The sequence below is a fragment of the Paenibacillus sp. USDA918EY genome (assembly GCF_009870825.1).
Classification (GTDB): domain Bacteria; phylum Bacillota; class Bacilli; order Paenibacillales; family Paenibacillaceae; genus Paenibacillus_AQ; species Paenibacillus_AQ albilobatus.
Genome location: NZ_WTWY01000018.1, coordinates 22,993 through 40,582, shown reverse-complemented (window position 1 = coordinate 40,582; position 17,590 = coordinate 22,993). Strand labels below are relative to the sequence as shown.

15 protein-coding genes are annotated in these 17,590 nt (G+C 53.2%); 12 read left to right on the top strand and 3 right to left on the bottom strand.

The annotated features are described in order from the left end of the window. Window positions 1-128: 128 nt before the first annotated feature. The gene (locus GQY55_RS25765) at window positions 129-1,262 is read left to right on the top strand and encodes a DUF2264 domain-containing protein (protein WP_160044787.1); all 1,134 of its coding nucleotides are present in this window, start codon (window positions 129-131) and stop codon (window positions 1,260-1,262) included. A 126-nt stretch (window positions 1,263-1,388) separates the two neighbouring features. Then, window positions 1,389-2,942: a glycoside hydrolase family 31 protein gene (locus GQY55_RS25760; RefSeq protein WP_160044786.1), complete on the top strand. Its 1,554-nt coding sequence runs from the start codon at window positions 1,389-1,391 to the stop codon at window positions 2,940-2,942. Window positions 2,943-3,098: 156 nt separating this feature from the next. On the opposite strand, the gene GQY55_RS25755 is transcribed toward GQY55_RS25760, so the two are convergent. Next, window positions 3,099-4,283, bottom strand: a complete 1,185-nt coding sequence (locus tag GQY55_RS25755) for a multidrug effflux MFS transporter (RefSeq protein ID WP_160044785.1) — start codon at window positions 4,281-4,283, stop codon at window positions 3,099-3,101. Window positions 4,284-4,657: 374 nt separating this feature from the next. On the opposite strand from GQY55_RS25755, the gene GQY55_RS25750 reads away from it, so the two are divergent. Continuing rightward, window positions 4,658-5,641, top strand: a complete 984-nt coding sequence (locus tag GQY55_RS25750) for an NAD(P)H-quinone oxidoreductase (RefSeq protein WP_160044784.1) — start codon at window positions 4,658-4,660, stop codon at window positions 5,639-5,641. Between the two features lie 38 nt (window positions 5,642-5,679). Here the strand turns inward: GQY55_RS25750 and GQY55_RS25745 are convergent, their stop codons facing one another. Next, entirely contained in the window at window positions 5,680-6,558 is an 879-nt protein-coding gene (locus GQY55_RS25745; protein WP_160044783.1) for a LysR family transcriptional regulator, read from the bottom strand. Between the two features lie 110 nt (window positions 6,559-6,668). Here GQY55_RS25745 and aroC point away from each other — a divergent pair, with 110 nt between their 5' ends. Together aroC and GQY55_RS25735 are read left to right on the top strand one after the other, a co-directional pair. After that, entirely contained in the window at window positions 6,669-7,727 is a 1,059-nt protein-coding gene (aroC, locus tag GQY55_RS25740) for a chorismate synthase (RefSeq protein ID WP_160044782.1), read from the top strand. 68 nt (window positions 7,728-7,795) lie between these two features. After that, window positions 7,796-8,299, top strand: a complete 504-nt coding sequence (locus GQY55_RS25735) for a GNAT family N-acetyltransferase (protein WP_160044861.1) — start codon at window positions 7,796-7,798, stop codon at window positions 8,297-8,299. Between the two features lie 53 nt (window positions 8,300-8,352). On the opposite strand, the gene GQY55_RS25730 is transcribed toward GQY55_RS25735, so the two are convergent. After that, on the bottom strand, window positions 8,353-10,317 hold the full coding sequence (locus tag GQY55_RS25730; RefSeq protein WP_160044781.1) for an elongation factor G: 1,965 nt from the start codon (window positions 10,315-10,317) through the stop codon (window positions 8,353-8,355). 490 nt (window positions 10,318-10,807) lie between these two features. On the opposite strand from GQY55_RS25730, the gene GQY55_RS25725 reads away from it, so the two are divergent. From GQY55_RS25725 to GQY55_RS25695, 7 genes are all read left to right on the top strand, one after another. Next, a complete protein-coding gene (locus GQY55_RS25725) occupies window positions 10,808-10,972 on the top strand; it encodes a hypothetical protein (protein ID WP_160044780.1) in 165 nt (54 codons plus the stop codon). Window positions 10,973-11,186: 214 nt separating this feature from the next. Then, the gene (locus GQY55_RS25720; protein WP_236575862.1) at window positions 11,187-11,582 is read left to right on the top strand and encodes a VOC family protein; all 396 of its coding nucleotides are present in this window, start codon (window positions 11,187-11,189) and stop codon (window positions 11,580-11,582) included. Between the two features lie 136 nt (window positions 11,583-11,718). Beyond that, on the top strand, window positions 11,719-13,098 hold the full coding sequence (locus tag GQY55_RS25715) for an amidase (protein WP_160044778.1): 1,380 nt from the start codon (window positions 11,719-11,721) through the stop codon (window positions 13,096-13,098). A gap of 337 nt (window positions 13,099-13,435) precedes the next feature. Beyond that, the gene (locus GQY55_RS25710; RefSeq protein ID WP_160044777.1) at window positions 13,436-14,932 is read left to right on the top strand and encodes a spore germination protein; all 1,497 of its coding nucleotides are present in this window, start codon (window positions 13,436-13,438) and stop codon (window positions 14,930-14,932) included. After that, on the top strand, window positions 14,932-16,101 hold the full coding sequence (locus GQY55_RS25705; RefSeq protein WP_236575861.1) for a Ger(x)C family spore germination protein: 1,170 nt from the start codon (window positions 14,932-14,934) through the stop codon (window positions 16,099-16,101). Before GQY55_RS25710 ends, GQY55_RS25705 begins: the two co-directional genes overlap by 1 nt. 9 nt (window positions 16,102-16,110) lie before the next feature. Next, window positions 16,111-16,344 carry a hypothetical protein gene (locus GQY55_RS25700; protein WP_160044775.1) on the top strand — a complete coding sequence of 78 codons (234 nt, stop codon included), beginning with the start codon at window positions 16,111-16,113 and terminating at the stop codon, window positions 16,342-16,344. Window positions 16,345-16,362: 18 nt separating this feature from the next. Beyond that, the gene (locus GQY55_RS25695; RefSeq protein WP_160044774.1) at window positions 16,363-17,448 is read left to right on the top strand and encodes a GerAB/ArcD/ProY family transporter; all 1,086 of its coding nucleotides are present in this window, start codon (window positions 16,363-16,365) and stop codon (window positions 17,446-17,448) included. Window positions 17,449-17,590: the final 142 nt, after the last annotated feature.

Sequence of the window (17,590 nt, the reverse complement as noted above, 5' to 3'; positions counted from 1 at the left end):
AAGTTGTCGAATTATTTGAAGAAACGAAAAGGAAATGTGCGGAACGCGAAGAAAAGGTTTAGGAAGCTCGTTATGGCTTGATTTTGTTGAAATACATCTTCGACGAAAAAAGAGGTGGGCGATTGATCATGGTAACGGATAGCAGAAGGTATTGGATCGATACGATGAGCCGCATTGCGGAGCCCGTTTTGAATGCGCTTTCCGAAAAGCGCTTGAAAGCATCGATGCCGGTCAAAGGGGACCCGTCGCGGATTCCATACATGCATCTTGAGGCTTTGGGAAGGTTGCTGACCGGCATGGCGCCTTGGTTGGAAACGGGCGGACGGAGCGGAGAGGAAGGAGAACTACGCGAACGGTATGCCGAGCTGGCAAGGCGGGCGATCGATGCCGGGACGGACCCGGACTCCCCAGACTGCGTGAACCTCACTCAAGGGGAGCAGCCGCTTGTCGATATGGCCTTTCTCGCGCAGGCGATTCTTCGCGCCCCGACCGAACTATGGGATAAGCTGGATGCAAGGGTCAAGAAAAACGTCGCGAATGCGCTGTATACGCTGCGGAGGGTAAGGCCTTTTTACAGCAATTGGCTGCTGTTCGCGGCGACCGTGGAAGCATGTTTGTTCCGGATCGGCGAACAGTGGGACCCGATGCGGATCGATTTTGCTTTAAAGCAGCATGAAAAATGGTATTTTGGCGACGGGATGTATTCGGACGGGGAAGAGTTTGCCTGGGATTATTACAACGGATTCGTCATCCAACCGATGCTGATCGACATTTTGGATACGGTCGGCGATCAGTATCAAGATTGGGCCGCCAGCCGTCCGGTCGTCCTTCAAAGGGCGAAACGGTATGCGGCGATTCAGGAACGGCTCATTTCTCCCGAAGGCACGTTTCCCCCGATCGGCCGCTCTCTTGCATACCGCTTCGGCGCATTTCAGCCTTTAAGCCAAATGGCGCTTCGGGAAGACCTCCCCGAACAACTGGCCCCGCCTCAAGTGCGCTGCGCATTGACTGCCGTAATCAAACGGATGGCGGAAGCTCCCGGTTTTTACGACGACCGGGGATGGCTCAGCATCGGCTTTTGCGGGGACCAGCCGGAAATCGGAGAATTATACATATCGGCAGGAAGCGTGTATCTATGTTCCTTGGTCTTTTTGCCGCTGGGTCTGCCTGCGGAGTCTCCGTTTTGGCGCGATCCGGATCAGGAATGGACCTCGCGCAAAGCATGGTCGGGGCTTTCTTTTCCTATCGACAAAAGCTTGTAGATGCCGGGAGGCTGAGGTTTCACACCGCTTTATGCAACGCAGTCGGTATCGCGTAATTTTAGGGTTTTCATTGAAAAAAAGCCAAGAACGCATCCTGTGTCTCGGCCGAAATGGGGAGGAGAAGCCATGTATAACGAAAAGATGACGATTCCATTATTGCCTGGCGAATGCTGGTGGGGCGGGGTGGTCCAAGACGGAACGCTGATGCCTTTCAGGGAACGCCATGCACGCGATCTGTCCGGGGATCTAGCCTACAATCAGGGGAGCCCGCTTCTGCTGTCCAACAAAGGGAGGTATGTTTGGTCGGAGGAGCCTTTCCGTTATTCTTTTGCCGGCGGCCGATTGGTTATTGAAGCTGCCCAGGCGGACATTACGATCGGAACCGAAGGGGAAAATCTGCGCGATGCGTTCCTTCGGGCTTCCCGGACGCATTTCCCGCCAACCGGCACGCATCCGGATTTGCGATTTTTCAGCGTTCCCCAGTACAACACCTGGATGGAAATGAGCTACGAGCCCACACAGGAAAAAGTTCTCGCCTATGCCGAAGCGATCCTCGCCCATGGGCTGCCGCCGGGCATTTTGATGATCGACGACAATTGGCACGAAGACTACGGCACGCTTCGATTTCATCCCGGGCGATTCCCGGACCCGGCACGGATGATCGATCGGCTGCATGAACTCGGATTTCGCGTCATGCTATGGGTTTGCCCATTCATCAGTCCGGACGGGGAGGTGTTCCGCGGGCTTCGGGAACGGGGCTGTTTGCTGCGGGACACATCGGGCAGTCCGGTCATCCGCGAATGGTGGAACGGGTACAGCGCCGTTTTGGACGGATCGAATCCGGATGCGGTGAACTGGTTTGCCGGCGAGTTGGACCGGCTTATCGACGCCTACGGGGTGGACGGTTTTAAATTGGATGCGGGCGATCCCCAATATTACCGGCCGGACGACGTCAGCGCTCTGCCGATGACGCCAAACGGCCAATGCGAGGCCTGGGCGCGCATCGGGCTCCGGTATGCTTTCAACGAATACCGGGCTTGCTGGAAATGCGCAGGGCAGCCGCTGGTACAGCGGCTCAGCGACAAAAACCACAGCTGGGGACGCGACGGCCTGGCCAGCTTAATCCCCAACGGTCTGGCGCAAGGGCTTGCGGGATATGCGTTTAACTGTCCGGACATGGTCGGCGGCGGACAATACGGGGATTTGATCAGGCCCGATTTTGAAGTCGATGCCGAGCTGTTCGTCCGATACGCGCAGTGCTCTGCGTTATTCCCGATGATGCAATTCTCTACCGCACCATGGAGAGTGCTGGACGAGAAGCATTTGGAGTATTGCATCGAGGCGGCGCGTCTCCACGCCCGAATGGGGGAGGAAATCGCCTCCCTTGCCAAATCTGCGGCTGCAACCGGGGAGCCGATCATGAGGCATCTGGCTTACGTATTTCCGGATGAAGGATATGAGGAGGTAAACGACCAGTTTATGCTGGGAGACGATATTTTGGTTGCGCCGGTATTGCATAAGGGAGCTGTGTCCCGTAGGGTGTTCTTTCCTTCCGGCGCCTGGGAGGGAGCGGACGGCAGCCGGGTAACCGGACCTTGCGAAATGGAAGTGGATGCGCCGCTGTCGACGCTGCCATGGTACCGCAAACGAAAGACCGATCAGCAAAAAAACTACACATAAGCAGTTGGCTGACGGACGCCTTTATCCGGTACCGTTTTACAAACTGTTGATCCTGCAAAAAAAAGCAGTCCAGCGGCTTTTCTTAAAGCGCTGGACTGCCAATACTCCCGATTGCCCCGGTTTATCGCTCCTTCGAACATCTATCAGGAACAACATTTATGCGTTCGTTCGAATCCATTTCCAGCCGATCAGCAGCATTCCGATACTGATGGCCAGAAAATACAACGGCATCGTCAGCAGCGATCCGTTATGAAGAACGCTCATTCCCCATGTGGCCGCGCTGACCAGCAAATAATATCCCAAACTGAATACGGCGCCGGCTGTCCCGATCACGTCCTTAAAATCCGCAAGCGCCAGGCTCAGGCAATTGGGCAGCGCAATTCCGGATCCGATGAACAAGGCAAACATCGTGATGACGATGCCGATCATGACCAGGATGTCCGGCAGCATCGGCAAGCAGCTTGCGATCGTTAACAGAAGCGCGCCTGACGCCATCACGAGACAGCCCAGATGAATGATCGTTTCCGGAGCGCGAGTGCGCAGCAATCTTTTGGAGATCATGGCGCCCACGACGGATGCCGACGCCACAAAGATACCCAAAAAGCCGTAAACTCCCGGCGAAAGGCGAAAGCGTTCGATAAAAAGGAAGGGAGCCTCCGCGTAATAGCTGAATAAAACCCCATTGATTCCGCCGATCAATGCTCCGAACGCCAGTACCCGCGGCAATGACAGCATCTTTTTCACGACAGGAAAAACGGCTGCTTTCGTCCTTGCGGACACATCCGCCGTTTCAGGCAGTTTCAAAAAAGCGTAAACAAACAGCAAACAGCTCATCGCCACAAGCGAAAAAAAGACGGCTCTAAAACCGAAGGCCTGGTCGATCCATCCGCCGATCAGCGGCCCGACTGCAGGGGTAAAAGCGATGACGGCCGATATTCGAGCGAACATCGCATGCCGTTTTTCCCCCGGAACGCTTTCACGAAGCATCGTTTGCGTAATGATCGACCCCGTTGCCGCGCCGAAGGCCTGAATAAACCGGCTGATGAGAAGCAGGGCGATGGATTCCGAAAAAAAACATAACAAGCTGCCGACGCCGTAGACCACGAGGCCGCCAAGCATGGCCGGCCTGCGCCCGATCAGGTCGGATAGCCACCCGAAGCCGAAAACGCCCAGCGCAAATCCGATAAAATAAACGCTGAGGGTGAACTGAACGGAGCTGTTCGAAACGCCGAGCGCCGCGGAAATATCGGGCAGCGACGGCGTATAGGCGGTTTCGCTGATTTGCGGAAACGCCACAAGAACAATCATCAACAATAAAGACGGTGCTGCGTATTTTATCATTTATGTTAGCCCTCCTACAAGCTAAAGCTGATATTCCGTTACGTCAAGAATAGGAGCCTAGCTAGGGAAAAGGGGGCATCATGATGGCGATGCGGCTGTAGATCGGCATTTCAAAAACCTTTCCTTTTATCGAATGTAGGAGGGTTAAGCAGAGTCATCAAACTTTCGCTAGATTAACATCCTGAACAGATTTGGTCAATCATTGGCAGATTTATTCGCCTTTTGCGATCAGCTGCAATGGACGGCACGACCCGAACCTGTTTGGTGATGAAAAAGGTTAAGCATTATAATAAATTTGGATTTCATCATATATTCAGCCGTCTTGGCGATCATAAAATCACATACATCAAATCTATACGCAGGAGGTTTCGTCAATGTTAGGAATAACTGTAAACAGAATGGGCGAGCGTCATCCGCTGGAACTGAAAGAAGTGGAAATTCCGCGCCCCGTTGCGGGGGAACTGCTGATCAAGGTTCATGCCGCGGCGGTCAACCGAACGGATATCGTCACCCGCCAAGGAAAGGCGGGATATATGACCAACCCGATTTTAGGCGTTGAAGTCGCCGGAACGGTGGCGGAGGCGAACGGCGAATCCGGCTTTCAAGCCGGCGATCGCGTCATGGGTTTGGTGAACGGAGGAGGGTATGCGGAATATGCGGTCATGCCTGCGGAGCGGGCGATGAAAATTCCGGAGTCGTTTACGTTCGCGGAAGCGGCCGCGATCCCGGAAGTATTTCTGACGGCTTATCAGACGTTGTTCTGGATCGGAAAACTCCGGGAGAACGAATCGGTGTTAATCCATGCCGGCGCAAGCGGCGTAGGTACGGCGGCCATTCAATTGGCCAAAACGTTGCGCAACGCCAAAGTCATCGTGACGGCCGGAAGCCGCGAAAAACTTGAGTTTTGCCGAAAACTGGGCGCAGACGTCCTCATCAATTACAAGGAGCAGGACTTTGACGAGGAAGTGCTGAAAGCGACGGAAGGCAAAGGAGTCGACGTCATTCTGGATTTTGTCGGAGCCGACTACTGGGAAAGCAACCTGAAAAGCATCAAGCCGTCCGGGCGCTGGGTTTTGATCGGCATCCTTGGAGGCAGCGTAGTCAAGCAGGTGGATTTATTCCCGCTTATGAGCAAAATGATCGAATTGACAGGTACGCTGCTCACGCCAAGGGACGATGATTATAAAGCACGACTGACAAAAGAATTTTACGGCGCGGCTTTGCCGTATTTTGTAAACGGAGAGATGCGGCCGATCGTCGACGCCATCTTCCCTTTGGATAAAGCCGAGGAAGCTCACATGCACATGCTGGAAAACCGCAATATCGGAAAAATCATTCTCGAGGTCGGCGCCATATAACAGCGGCTAGGTTAAGCAAGATCGTTCGGCCATTCCAGCTAATTCAGCAATTCCAAAAATGCGCCGGCGGCGATGGACAAAGATACGTCCTTCGGAATCGCAATGCCGAAACGCCGTTCGGGCAGCGGGGTTTCGGTCTCGAGTTCCAGCAGGGAACCGTCCGCGATATAGTGGGCGACGAAACTTTTCGGCAAAAAGGCGGCCCCGTACCCGCGTTTGGCAAATTCGGCGAGCATGTCCAAATTGTTTAATTCGAAGTCAGCGTCCACCTCGAATCCCTGCGATCGGAACCATCCTTCGATAAACAAACGGGTTGAGCTGCCCGGCGTTAACATCAGGAGAGGGAGCTGGGTCAGTTCCGCCGTCGGCAAAGGCTTTTGCGCCCGGTCCGCAAAGGCGTTTCCAACAACGGCGCAATAGGATGAGGCATGGGAGGAATGGATCCGGATCTCATCATCCGAAATCGGGAGATGGACGAAGCCGAGATCAAGCGTCCCGTTTTTCAGCCGCTCCAAAATACGGCTTGTTTTTTCCTGGGACATCTGGATGCGGATTTGCGGGTAGCGGGCATGGAAGACGTCCAGCGTAGGCAGGAGAAATTCCTTGATAATCGCCCCGTTGGCGCCGATTCGCAGCCTGCCTTCGCTGAAGCGCTTCAGCTTCTTCATGTAACGCTCCGCCGATTCAAGCTCTTCGAATGCTTGCCGCACATGCATGTATAACGCTTGTCCTTCCTGCGTCAACCGTACGCCTTTCGACAGCCTGTCGAAAAGGGCGACCCCGAGCGCCTCCTCCAGCTGTTTGATGGCGTAACTTACGGAAGGCTGCGTCATGTGAAGGGTTTGGGCGGCTTTGGTCAAATTGGAGTTTTCGGCGGCATGAAGAAATATCCGGTACCATTCGGTATTGATCATCATTTGTTATCAACCCTCTCTATGACAAACATCGAAAATTGCAATTTCATTTATTTTCAAGTATACCGCTAAACTAAAAGAGAAGAAATCCTAACGACCCAGGGGGAATTAAAATGGCCGGAAGCACGTTTGGCGAAAGATTAAAAATGACGACGTTCGGAGAATCGCACGGCGAAGCGGTAGGCGTGATCGTGGAAGGCGTTACGCCAGGCGTTGAGCTGGATGAGGCATATATCCAAGTCCAAATGGACCGGAGGAAGCCGGGGCAATCGTCCGTGACGACGCCGCGGAAAGAATACGACAAAATCCGGATTTTATCCGGAACGTTCGAGGGGCGTACGACGGGAACTCCGCTTTGCATCATGCTGAACAACACGGATATGCGCCCGTCGGCTTATGATGACATCAAATCCATGTACAGACCGGGACATGCGGATTACACTTATGAGAAAAAGTACGGCATCCGCGATTACCGCGGCAGCGGCAGGGCCTCGGGAAGAGAGACTGCGGCGCGTGTGGCCGCAGGAGCAGTGGCCCGCAGGCTGCTGGAACGCCGCGGCGTTTCGATCGTCGCCTACTCGCTGGAAATCGGAGGGATTCGGTGCGAGACTTTTGACGAAAACGTTATTGAACGCAACGCGGTACGGGCATGCGACCCTTCGGCGGCGGAGCGCATGGTCGAACTCATCGAACGGCTGGCGGCGGAAGGCAACAGCTGCGGCGGCATCGTGGAATGCCGGATTCGCGGCGTGGCGCCGGGGCTCGGGGAGCCCGTATTCGACAAGCTGGATGCGGAGCTGGCCAAGGCGATGCTGTCGATCGGGGCGATTAAAGGGATTGAATTCGGCGCCGGTTTCGAAGCGGCCAACATGCGGGGCAGCGAGCATAACGACCAGATGGACGCAAGCGGGTTTTTGACCAATCATGCGGGCGGCATCATCGGCGGCATCAGCACCGGAGATGAGATCGTGTTCCGGGTTGTCGTCAAGCCGACGTCGTCCATTTCCTCTCCGCAGCGTACGGTGGATATGGAAGGCAACGAACGGGAAATCGCGACCATCGGCCGCCACGATCCTTGCATTTGTCCGCGCGTCGTGCCCGTGATCGAAGCGATGGCATGCATGGTGATCGAAGATCATTATAAACGCCAAGCGGCTTTGCTGGACGAATAACGTCTTGTTTACGGAACTAAACGTTTGGTATCGAGCTTTTCGATATTCGGGAAGGATGGAGGTCGATGATGGATCTGACATTATTGCAAGCCGAAACGGAAGAAGACATCGCGTCGTTGGCGGACATGGCCTCGCGTATTTGGTTTGAATATTTCGTAAGCATCATCTCGAAGGAACAAATCGAATACATGGTGGAGAAGTTCCAATCCGTCGCGGCCATCCAGGACCAGACGAAGCGTCAAGGATACGAATATTATTTTATGAACGTACACGGCGCCAACATCGGCTATTTGGGCATAAAAGAGGAGGATGGCAGGCTGTTCCTTAGCAAGTTTTACATTCTTAAGGAACATCGGGGAAAAGGGTATGCCAGCCAAGCGATGAAGCTGCTGACGGAGTTATGCAAAAAGCGGAGCTTGGGTTCGATCTGGCTGACTGTGAACAGGCACAATCATTCCACCATCGCCGTGTACGAGAAAAAAGGCTTCAAAACCGTACGAACGCAAGTCGCGGACATCGGAAACGGTTTTGTGATGGACGATTACGTTATGGAGAAAAAAATCGCTGAATAAGTTATTGAAAAGCAAGTCCCGCAAACGCCACCAAGGCAAGCGGGACTTTTTGTTTACTCCATGATTTTGTTCAAGCGCAGTAGATATTCCCCGCGATTCAGCGGATTTAATTGCCTGCGCTCGTTTTCCGGGAATGCGGACCACACCTTGGCATAGCCGTCGGGCTTGATCGACAGCATGCCCTCGCCGTTCGTTAACGAGTTCAGCTCCGCTTTCAGCGCGTCCGCCGTCCGCACCGGGATCTCCGCGTTCAAATGGGCAACCTTGCCTTGAAAGTCGGGCTCCTGAAACGTTCCTTCCAGCTGGGCCAGCCGGGACAACACTTTGCTTAAACTGGTTTCGGGCACGATCATGCGGGCGCTGCCGACAGGTTCATAAACGACCGTGCCAGCCCTCGACAGGGCATCCATCAGCACAAGCGGAACCAGTCGCCGGAAGTCTTTGGCGGTGGATACGGGGCTTGCGTATCCCGTATGCGTCAACGTGACGGTGATATCGGTTACGGGCCAGCCGTACAATCCTTCGTTCAACGTTTCGGCGACCGTCTCCTGAATGGCTTTTTGAAAGGACAGGGGGAGAGACCCGAGCTCAACCTCCAAATTGTAGGTTAACCCGCTGCCGGCAGGGCCGGGTTCGACCCGGAAACCGACGGTCGCCCAAAAAGGATTGCCCGCTTCCCCGATAAATTCCGCGGACTTTCCGCAAGCAACCGGTTTTTCGATGCACATCACCCTTGGAGGGGAGAAGGAGACATGTATGCCGTACTCCTCCCAAATGGTCTCGGCCAGTACTTCCTGCTGAACCTTTCCGAACACCCGGATCGTATGCTCCTGCGTATTTTGATCATGCTGGTACTCCAAAAATGGATCCTCGATGGTCAAAGCGCTAAGCGCCTGGGAAAGAGCCGTCGGATCCTGGGCATGCTCCGCAAGCACGTTTACTTGAATCGGGGGTTTGTGAAAGGCGAAGTCCCTGATCCGGCCGGATCGAACGCCGATCACGTCGCCCACAAACAGCTCCGCGCTTGTCATCACCGCGATGTCTCCTGCACTCACCAAGCCGGCGGCAGTTCTTTTATCCCCCTGAAGGGACTGCAGCTGCTTGACCTTAAGCATGCGTGCGGAGCCATTCCGGGAAATCACCTGCACTTCGTCCCGCAACCGGAGCTGCCCCGCGAATAATCGGATAAAAGCCGCTCTTTCACCCGCCCGATCTTTAACGACCTTAAACACGATGCCGGACAACGGGCGGTCCTCGGCCGGCTTACTCCCCGTCGCAGCGTTCGAGGGTATGAAGTCGCCCAGGCAATCAAGCAGCTGCTTGACGCCCATGCCTTTGGCGGCCGAACCGGCGAACAGGGGAAAGGCTTTTCCGTCTTTTGTCTGTTGGATCAATTCCTTGCGCAGCCTTTCGGACGTTAAGGGAACGTCCTCCGCGTACAACCGAAGCAATTCATCGTCATGAGCGGCCAAGGTTTCGAGCCACCGGGCGGATACCGGATCGGCTTCCTGAAGGCGCACTTCCTCGCAGCCTTCGTTCTCCACGATGTTCATTTCGCAAATATGCTCATCCAATAACGACCGGATCATGTTCCGGACCTTAGCATAATCCGCGCCCATGCGGTCGATTTTGTTCATGAATAACAGGGTCGGCATGCCCAGCTGCTTAAGTGTCTGCATGAGCACCCGGGTTTGTGCCTGAACGCCCTCGACCGCGGATATGACGAGAATCACCCCGTCCAGGACGCTCAGGGAATGCTCGACTTCCGAAATAAAATCGGCATGTCCCGGCGTATCGATCACATTTACCTTCAGCTTGTCGCCGACCCAAAAAGATACCGCTGCGGATTTTACCGTAATGCCTCTTCTCCGCTCGATGTCGAGCGAATCCGTCGTCGTATCTCCGCGGTCGACGGACCCGGCCCGGCTTTTTACGCCCGATTGATACAGGATCTGTTCCGTCAGCGTCGTTTTTCCTGCGTCAACATGGGCCAACACCCCAATATTGATTATTTTCATATATTAAGATCACCGTTTTCTTCATCATGATTTGTCCTTTCGAATGGGTTCTGTTTGTGAATTGCCGCATAGCAAATCGCCTCCGTTTGATTTATTGCTTATTATTTTAGCCGTAATTCGGTTTATGGAGCGGGGAGAGATCGGTTATAGCCGTTTTTTACCTTGGTTTTCCGGAAAACCTTGCATAAGGAAAACGTTTATCGAAAGTGCTGTCACGGAAGACAGGCCGCGCTTTGTGGAATTTTTCCTTGCAAAACAAGGAAGCCATCGCTTCGAAACTGTTGCTTTTTATATCTTCAAAACCGGGTGCCTTTTATTTTCGTTTTCGTTGAACCTTCATCCACATCTAAATTCACTTTACAACTCGGCTTACAAGGCTGTAAGGTTGTCGTCATCCAAATCGATAGGCGAATCGGGCGACTCCGATTATACTGGCTCAAGTAGTCCTTCCTTGGATCGACTCGCATTTTGAAAAATAAAGGTGATGACGATGGAAGAAAAGCAGATCAATAAAATTATAATGAACGTGCTGCTGATCGCAGCGATTCTATATTTATCCGCTCTCGTTTTCGGCAATATGTTGGATTGGTCCTTGCATATCGGGGAAAGATTGTTTTCGTTTGCGAGAAGTTTCATGGAGCGTTTTACAATTTGAATAAAGCGGCGGTACTTAAACGATTCAGAATTTTTCCGGGAAATTCAAGGATAAGAAGGAAATAAATCCGAAGCGGCGAACTATAAATAAGAGAACGCATGTTTGCTTTCGGATCCTGCAGGCAATGCTTCAATCGTCCATCACAGAGGGAAGCGAGGGCATTCCGGCGTCATCCATTTTGATGAAATGAGGCGATAGAATGGAAAAAAATGCGTTGTTAAAGCGCATAGAATGCGCATACGTCCCTGTGAGCGACGTTCCTGCGGCGGTGGGCTGGTACGAAAACGTGCTTGGCTTGAAGCTTCGTTCGCCGCTTGAGCCCGGGCGTGGAGCGATCATGATCATGGGCAGCGGCCAGTGGCTGTTTTTGCTGCCAAGTCCCGGCGGTCATCCGCTTCGATTTGAGACGACGGGTTGGGATGAAACCGGAAGCCCTTATGAAATGTTCCCGCTTTGCTTCGAGACGGACGATATACATGCACTGGGAGCTTCCTTGAAGGAATCCGGCGCTTGGGCGGAAAGTGAAATCCGGGACGAAGGCGGCTGCGGTTTGCAGTTAACCTTCAAGGATCCGGACGGCAATAAGTTTCAAGCATGGCAGCAGCCGTAATATATCCGGCCAATTTCGGCCCGGTTTGAATGTTTCCCCATACCAATCTATCTTTTTCGGCATAAGGTGAAGGGATGCGAATGCTAGAAGAGCTTTGAAACCCTAACATGTTAATGCCGAAAGGAGCGATTGGCCCATGGGCAGAAAATCGATTCAAGAACTTCAGGCAGGTTACGCGGATCATTTGTATACGCCGCTCGAAATAACAAAAGGGTATTTAAAACGCATAAAATTAAAAGACAAGAAGCTGAATTCCTATATCACGGCGGCCAAGGAACGGGCGGTCCAAGAGGCGAAAACCATCGAAGCCAAAGCCAAGGCCGGCGAACAGACGGGCTTGCTGTACGGCATTCCGCTTGCGTACAAAGACAATATCGACACCAAAGGCATACGTACAACAAACGGCTCCTCGATCGATGCGAATCACGTTCCGGGCAAAAATGCGGCAATCGTTGACCGGCTGCTCGGAGAGGATTCCATTCTGCTAGGAAAAAACAATTTGCACGAATATGCGCTTGGGGTAACGTCCAACAATCCCCATTACGGTCCGGTGCATAATCCCTGGAACCCGAAATATTCGCCCGGAGGATCGAGCGGCGGATCGGCGGCCGCCGTGGCGGCCGACCTGTCGGTAGCCTCGATCGGAACCGATACCGGCGGATCCGTGCGGATTCCGGCCGCATCCTGCGGCGTCATCGGATTGAAGCCGACCTATAACAAGGTGCCGACCCAAGGCGTGTTTTACGTATCATGGACGCTCGACCATGTGGGTCCGATTACGGCAACGATGACCGATATGGCGATCCTTGCGGGAGCCATGACCAAGCAATCCTATCTTCCCTATCTCAAGCACGACATTCGGGGACTTCGGATCGGCGTTCCCACCAGCTACTTCAATGAGCATATCGATCCGGATACCTACGCGCTGTACCGCAGCGCTTTGAATGCGCTCGAGTCGCTCGGCGCGATCCTCATCGACACGGACGTGTCGTTCGTCGCCGGCAATGCCGACGTTTCGCTAACGATTGCCGCGTCGGAAGCGGGCGTCGTGCACAAAAGCCGGATGGAATGCTGCCTGTCCCAATACGGGGCGGACGGCAGGGCATTTCTCGAATCCTCGCTGGATATTACGGCAATTCAATATATTGAAGCGCACAAAATGAAAGAAGTCTATATGAAGGCGTTCGACAAGCTGTTTAGGGAAAGCATCGACGTGCTTGCAACGCCGACGATACCGATTCCCGCCAGAAAAATCGGCGTTGACGAAGTGCAGATCGGTTCGTACAAGGAAAGCGTCTTTGACGCTATGACGCGGTACACCGGCATTTTCAATATGGCGGAACTTCCCGCGTTGTCCATTCCGTGCGGGTTGACCGTCGAAGGGCTCCCCGTAGGGCTTCAGCTGGTCGCGGCCCGCTGCAGGGAGGATTTACTGATCCGCGCGGGTTACGCTTACGAGCAGGATCAGCTTAGAGATTTTTATCGTCTCCGGGATCAGGTATGTGCCGGTTATTGATTCCATGAAGAAATAGAAGCTTAGGCCATTAAGGATATAGGCATCCGTGCGCACATGCGCATCGGGTGCTTTTTTTCGGGAATTCGGGTTTTCAAAAGCGATAACAACCGAATAAATCCGTGCAATCATCCGGCAAAACGTGTTGCTGCACCGCCAAAAACTTCGTGATGAATCGCTGAATCGCTGAATCATCCGTTTTCCTTCCTCACCGGGTTATGCCTTCAAAGAGAAAAACCTGCAGCATTTCCGAATTTTTCAGGCGCGAAAGAACATACTAAACGGAAACCGTTAAAGCGGCACGGCATCAATAGCGAATCGCTGCCCGGGAGGTGCGGAGATGAACAACAGCGGTGAATCCGCAATAACGCCCAGACTTATGGACAATATCGAGAGGATCAAAGCGCTGTACGCGGATTGCTTTGATGTCGTTTTTCACGATCTCAAATGCGGCCGAAAGGCGGCGGTCATCGTCTTTTTGACGGGGATGACCGACAACGAAATGCTGAACCGGTATATTCTTGACCCTGCGCTGCAAAAGCTGGCGGATGATGAGGGAGGGCTGAACGCATTATGCGAATGTTTGCCCGTATCGTCGTTTTCCCAAGTAAAGACGCTTGAGCAGGCCGTGATGGAGGTCGGAAACGGAAACCCGGTGCTGCTCATGGAGGACGAACATCGGGCGCTTTCGTTTTCTTTGGCAAAATGGGAGAAACGTTCGATTACCGAACCGGAGGCGGAATCGGTCGTACGGGGTCCCCGTGAAGGTTTTGTCGAGACATTGATCGACAATGTGACCATGGTTCGCCGTAAACTGAAGACGCCGACGCTCAAGATGAAATCGATGCGGATCGGACGATACTCCCAAACGGAGGTCGTCATCGCTTATATGAACGATATCGCCGATCCCGCTTTGATTTCGGAAATCGAATCGAGGCTTGAACGCATCGACGTCGACGGGATATTGGAGAGCGGCAACATTGAAGAACTGATCGAGGACAATCCATACTCGCCGTTTCCTCAACTGCAAACGACGGAACGGCCGGATGTCGTGGCGGCCAATCTTTTGGAAGGAAGGGCAGCCATCCTGGTCGAAGGCACGCCGATCGTCCTGATCGCGCCGACTTCGATTTTTGCTTTTTTGCATTCGCCTGAAGATTATTACCAGCGTTATTATATCGGCTCGGCTATCCGCTGGCTTCGCTATCTTTTTGCTCTTATTGCCCTGATCGGCCCGTCATTTTACGTGGCCGTCGTTACGTTTCACCAGGAAATGATTCCGACCACGCTGCTTTTGAATATGACCAAGTCAAGGGAACAAATCCCGTTCCCGGCACTTGTCGAGGCGTTATTGATGGAAATCACGTTCGAAGCGCTGCGCGAAGCGGGAGTAAGGCTTCCGAAACAAATCGGCGCGGCGGTCAGCATCGTGGGGGCGCTCGTTATCGGACAGGCCGCGATTGCGGCGGGGCTCGTCTCTTCCCCGATGGTCATGGTCGTGGCAATCACGGGCATCGCCTCCTTTTTGATACCGCATTTTACGCTCGGGATTTCCATCAGGCTGCTGAGGTTTCCGATGATGCTTTTGGCGGGGACGCTGGGCTTTTTCGGATTGATGATGGGCTTTGCGCTTATATTGACCCATTTGTTTTCGCTCCGGTCGTTTGGTGCGCCGTATACATCGATCGTGACCGTTACGCGCTGGAACCAATTGAAGGACGTCGCGGTCCGCGCGCCGTTTTGGAAAATGAACAGAAGGCCCAGAACGGGATTCTGGAACCGATACCGTCAAGGGCCCCATCAGCGGCCAGGCTCATCCCGGGGTGGTAGCAAATGATGAAGGTTCTAAAAAAAATCGGCGCTGCATGCCTTCTGCTTGGCCTGCTTCCTTTATTGGGCGGATGCTGGGATCGCACGGAGGTGAATGATCTTGCCTTGATCATGGCGGCAGGGCTGGATGTCGGGCAAAACGGTGACATCGAGCTTTCCGTACAGGTGTTCACGCCAAGCCAATCCGGCAGCGAAGGAAGCGGCGGCATGGGCGGGAGCTCCGGAAGCGACACGATTGTCGTTCAAAGCGCCAGCGGGACCGACTTGGCCGAGGCAGCCGCAAAGCTGCAGGAGCAGATGCCGCGAAAAGTTTTTTGGGGTCACGGCGAGGTATTCATTATCGGGGAACGGCTGGCGAAACAAGGCATACTCGACCAGATCGATTTTATTTTTCGGCATCCGCAGCCGCGTGAGCGGGCTTACATTTTCATCAGCAAGGGAGATGCCAAGAAGATTCTGGACATTCATCCGAAAATGGAAAGGGACGTTGCGGAAACGCTGCGGGAGATGGCTATTTTGCCATTCGGCATGAATGTTTCGCTCAAAGATTTGAGCGAGATGCTTACAGGCCGCTCGAAAGCCGCGGTAGTCCCGTATATCGTTCGAAAGGAAGATAACGACGGCAGCCCCTTCCCGTTCATCTCCGGTGCTGCCGTCATTAAGGATGGAAAACTGCAGGGAGCATTCGACGATACGGCGAAACGCGATACCTTGCTGATCCTGAATAAGCTCAGAAGGACGAATGTTACGTTTCATGTTAACGAAAGAGGCGGCAAAGGAGAAGGCGTCATGACCGCCAGGGTCATCAAAGGCCGCACGAAGCTAATTCCCGTTATTCGCGGCGATCGGTGGCGCATGATTGTCCGTTTCGAAGGCGAGGCGAGCATTCTCCAAAACGAAACGCGCGTCAATCTGATGAAGCCGCAAGAAGTACGGCACGTGGAAGAACAAATGAACCGGGAGATCGAAAAACGGATCCAGGCCACTTTTCGGCTCATCCAAAGGGAAACCGGCGCCGACGTTTTCGGGTTTTCGGATGCGTTCTGGCGGAAATATCCGCAAACGTGGGTAAGGGAGCAGCGGCATTGGGACGATATTTTTCAAAACGTCGATCTGAATGCCGATTCTAAGGTGGAAATTTTATGGCCTGGTTTCTCCGGAAAAAGCTACAAATGAGGGTGACGTATGATCGTAATTCAATTGCTGGGGATTACCCTGCTGGCCGCAGCCATCTTTGCTTATGATTACCCGAGGTTGCGGACGGGCGCAAAAAAAGAGAAGATTGCATTTGCCGTTATAACCGCGGCCGGGTGGGCGATTGCGCTGCTGCTCATGTTTTTCCCCCGCATGCCGGGGCCGACCGAATTGATCAATTATGCGACAAGGCCGATCTGGAACATCTTTTATCCTGAAGGATAGGAGGCAAGTCGGAACAGAATGGAGAAGGAAAAAATCTCGGGCACGCAACTCGTTTTCATGATGTATTTGATGGTCGGCGGCACCTCGATTCTTGTCGTGCCTTCGTTTACGGCCATGTATGCCAAACAGGACATGTGGTTGTCGCCGATCATCGGTTCGATATTCGGCATCGTTTGCGTGTTCCTGGCGTGGATCATGAACAGGTTCTATCCGGGACAAACGATGGTTCAGCACCTGCACCGCGTGTTTGGCCGAATGATCGGCAGCGTGCTGGGAGCTTTGATCCTTTTTTTCCAAATCGACGCGATCGGGCTTATTACGAGGGAATATGCCGAATTTATCGTACAGGCGTTTCTGTCGCAGACGCCGATTACCGTCATTGTCGGGTGTATCGTGGTCACGTGTTCCTTTGCCGTACGATCGGGGGTAGAGGTCATCGGCAGATTTGCCCTGATCTTCGGCCCGATTTTCTTTTTATTCGTCGTGTCCATCTTTATATTTCTGCTGCCGGAATATGATTTTTTGAATATCCTTCCCGTGTTCGGGTTGGGGGTGCTTCCTTCGGTCAAGGGGGCGCTTGAACCGTCGGTTTGGTTTATGGAATTTTTGTTTATCACCTCTTTTTATCCTTCCGTTCGCAAAGGGGATAATCGCCTCAAAGGAGGTTTGCTCGCGGTCATCCTTATGATGTTCACGATGGTGATCACCAATTCCACCTGTCTGTTTCTGTTCGGGGAGACGACGGCCAACCTGACGTTTCCTTTTCTGTCGGCGTCGCGTTATATCAACATATCCGATTTTTTCTCGCACGTAGAGGCCATCGTCATGGCGCTGTGGATTCTGGGCGGATTCGTGCAGATTTCGATGTGGCATTACTCATTTGTTTTGAGCGTCTCGCAATGGCTTAATATTAAAGATTATCGCCCGCTGGTATTTCCGGTCGGCCTGCTGATCGCCGTATTCAGCATTTGGGTGGCCAAAAACTTTCAGCAAATGCTTCACTATTTCCCGACCGGGGGGACGGGTTCGTCGATTATAACCTTAGTGCTAATTCCGATCTTGCTGGTTGTAGTTGCTTGGATTCGGCGCAAAATAGCTTCCTGAATTTTTGTCGACGGACACAGGCGGGAAGGGGAGCTTATATGGCCGTTTGTCACATTTTGAAAAGTCGCTTTCCTGCGGCTTTTTATTTTTTCTCTTTCAGGGGTTTCTTTGGATCTCCGGCTTGGGTTACGATAAAAATGCG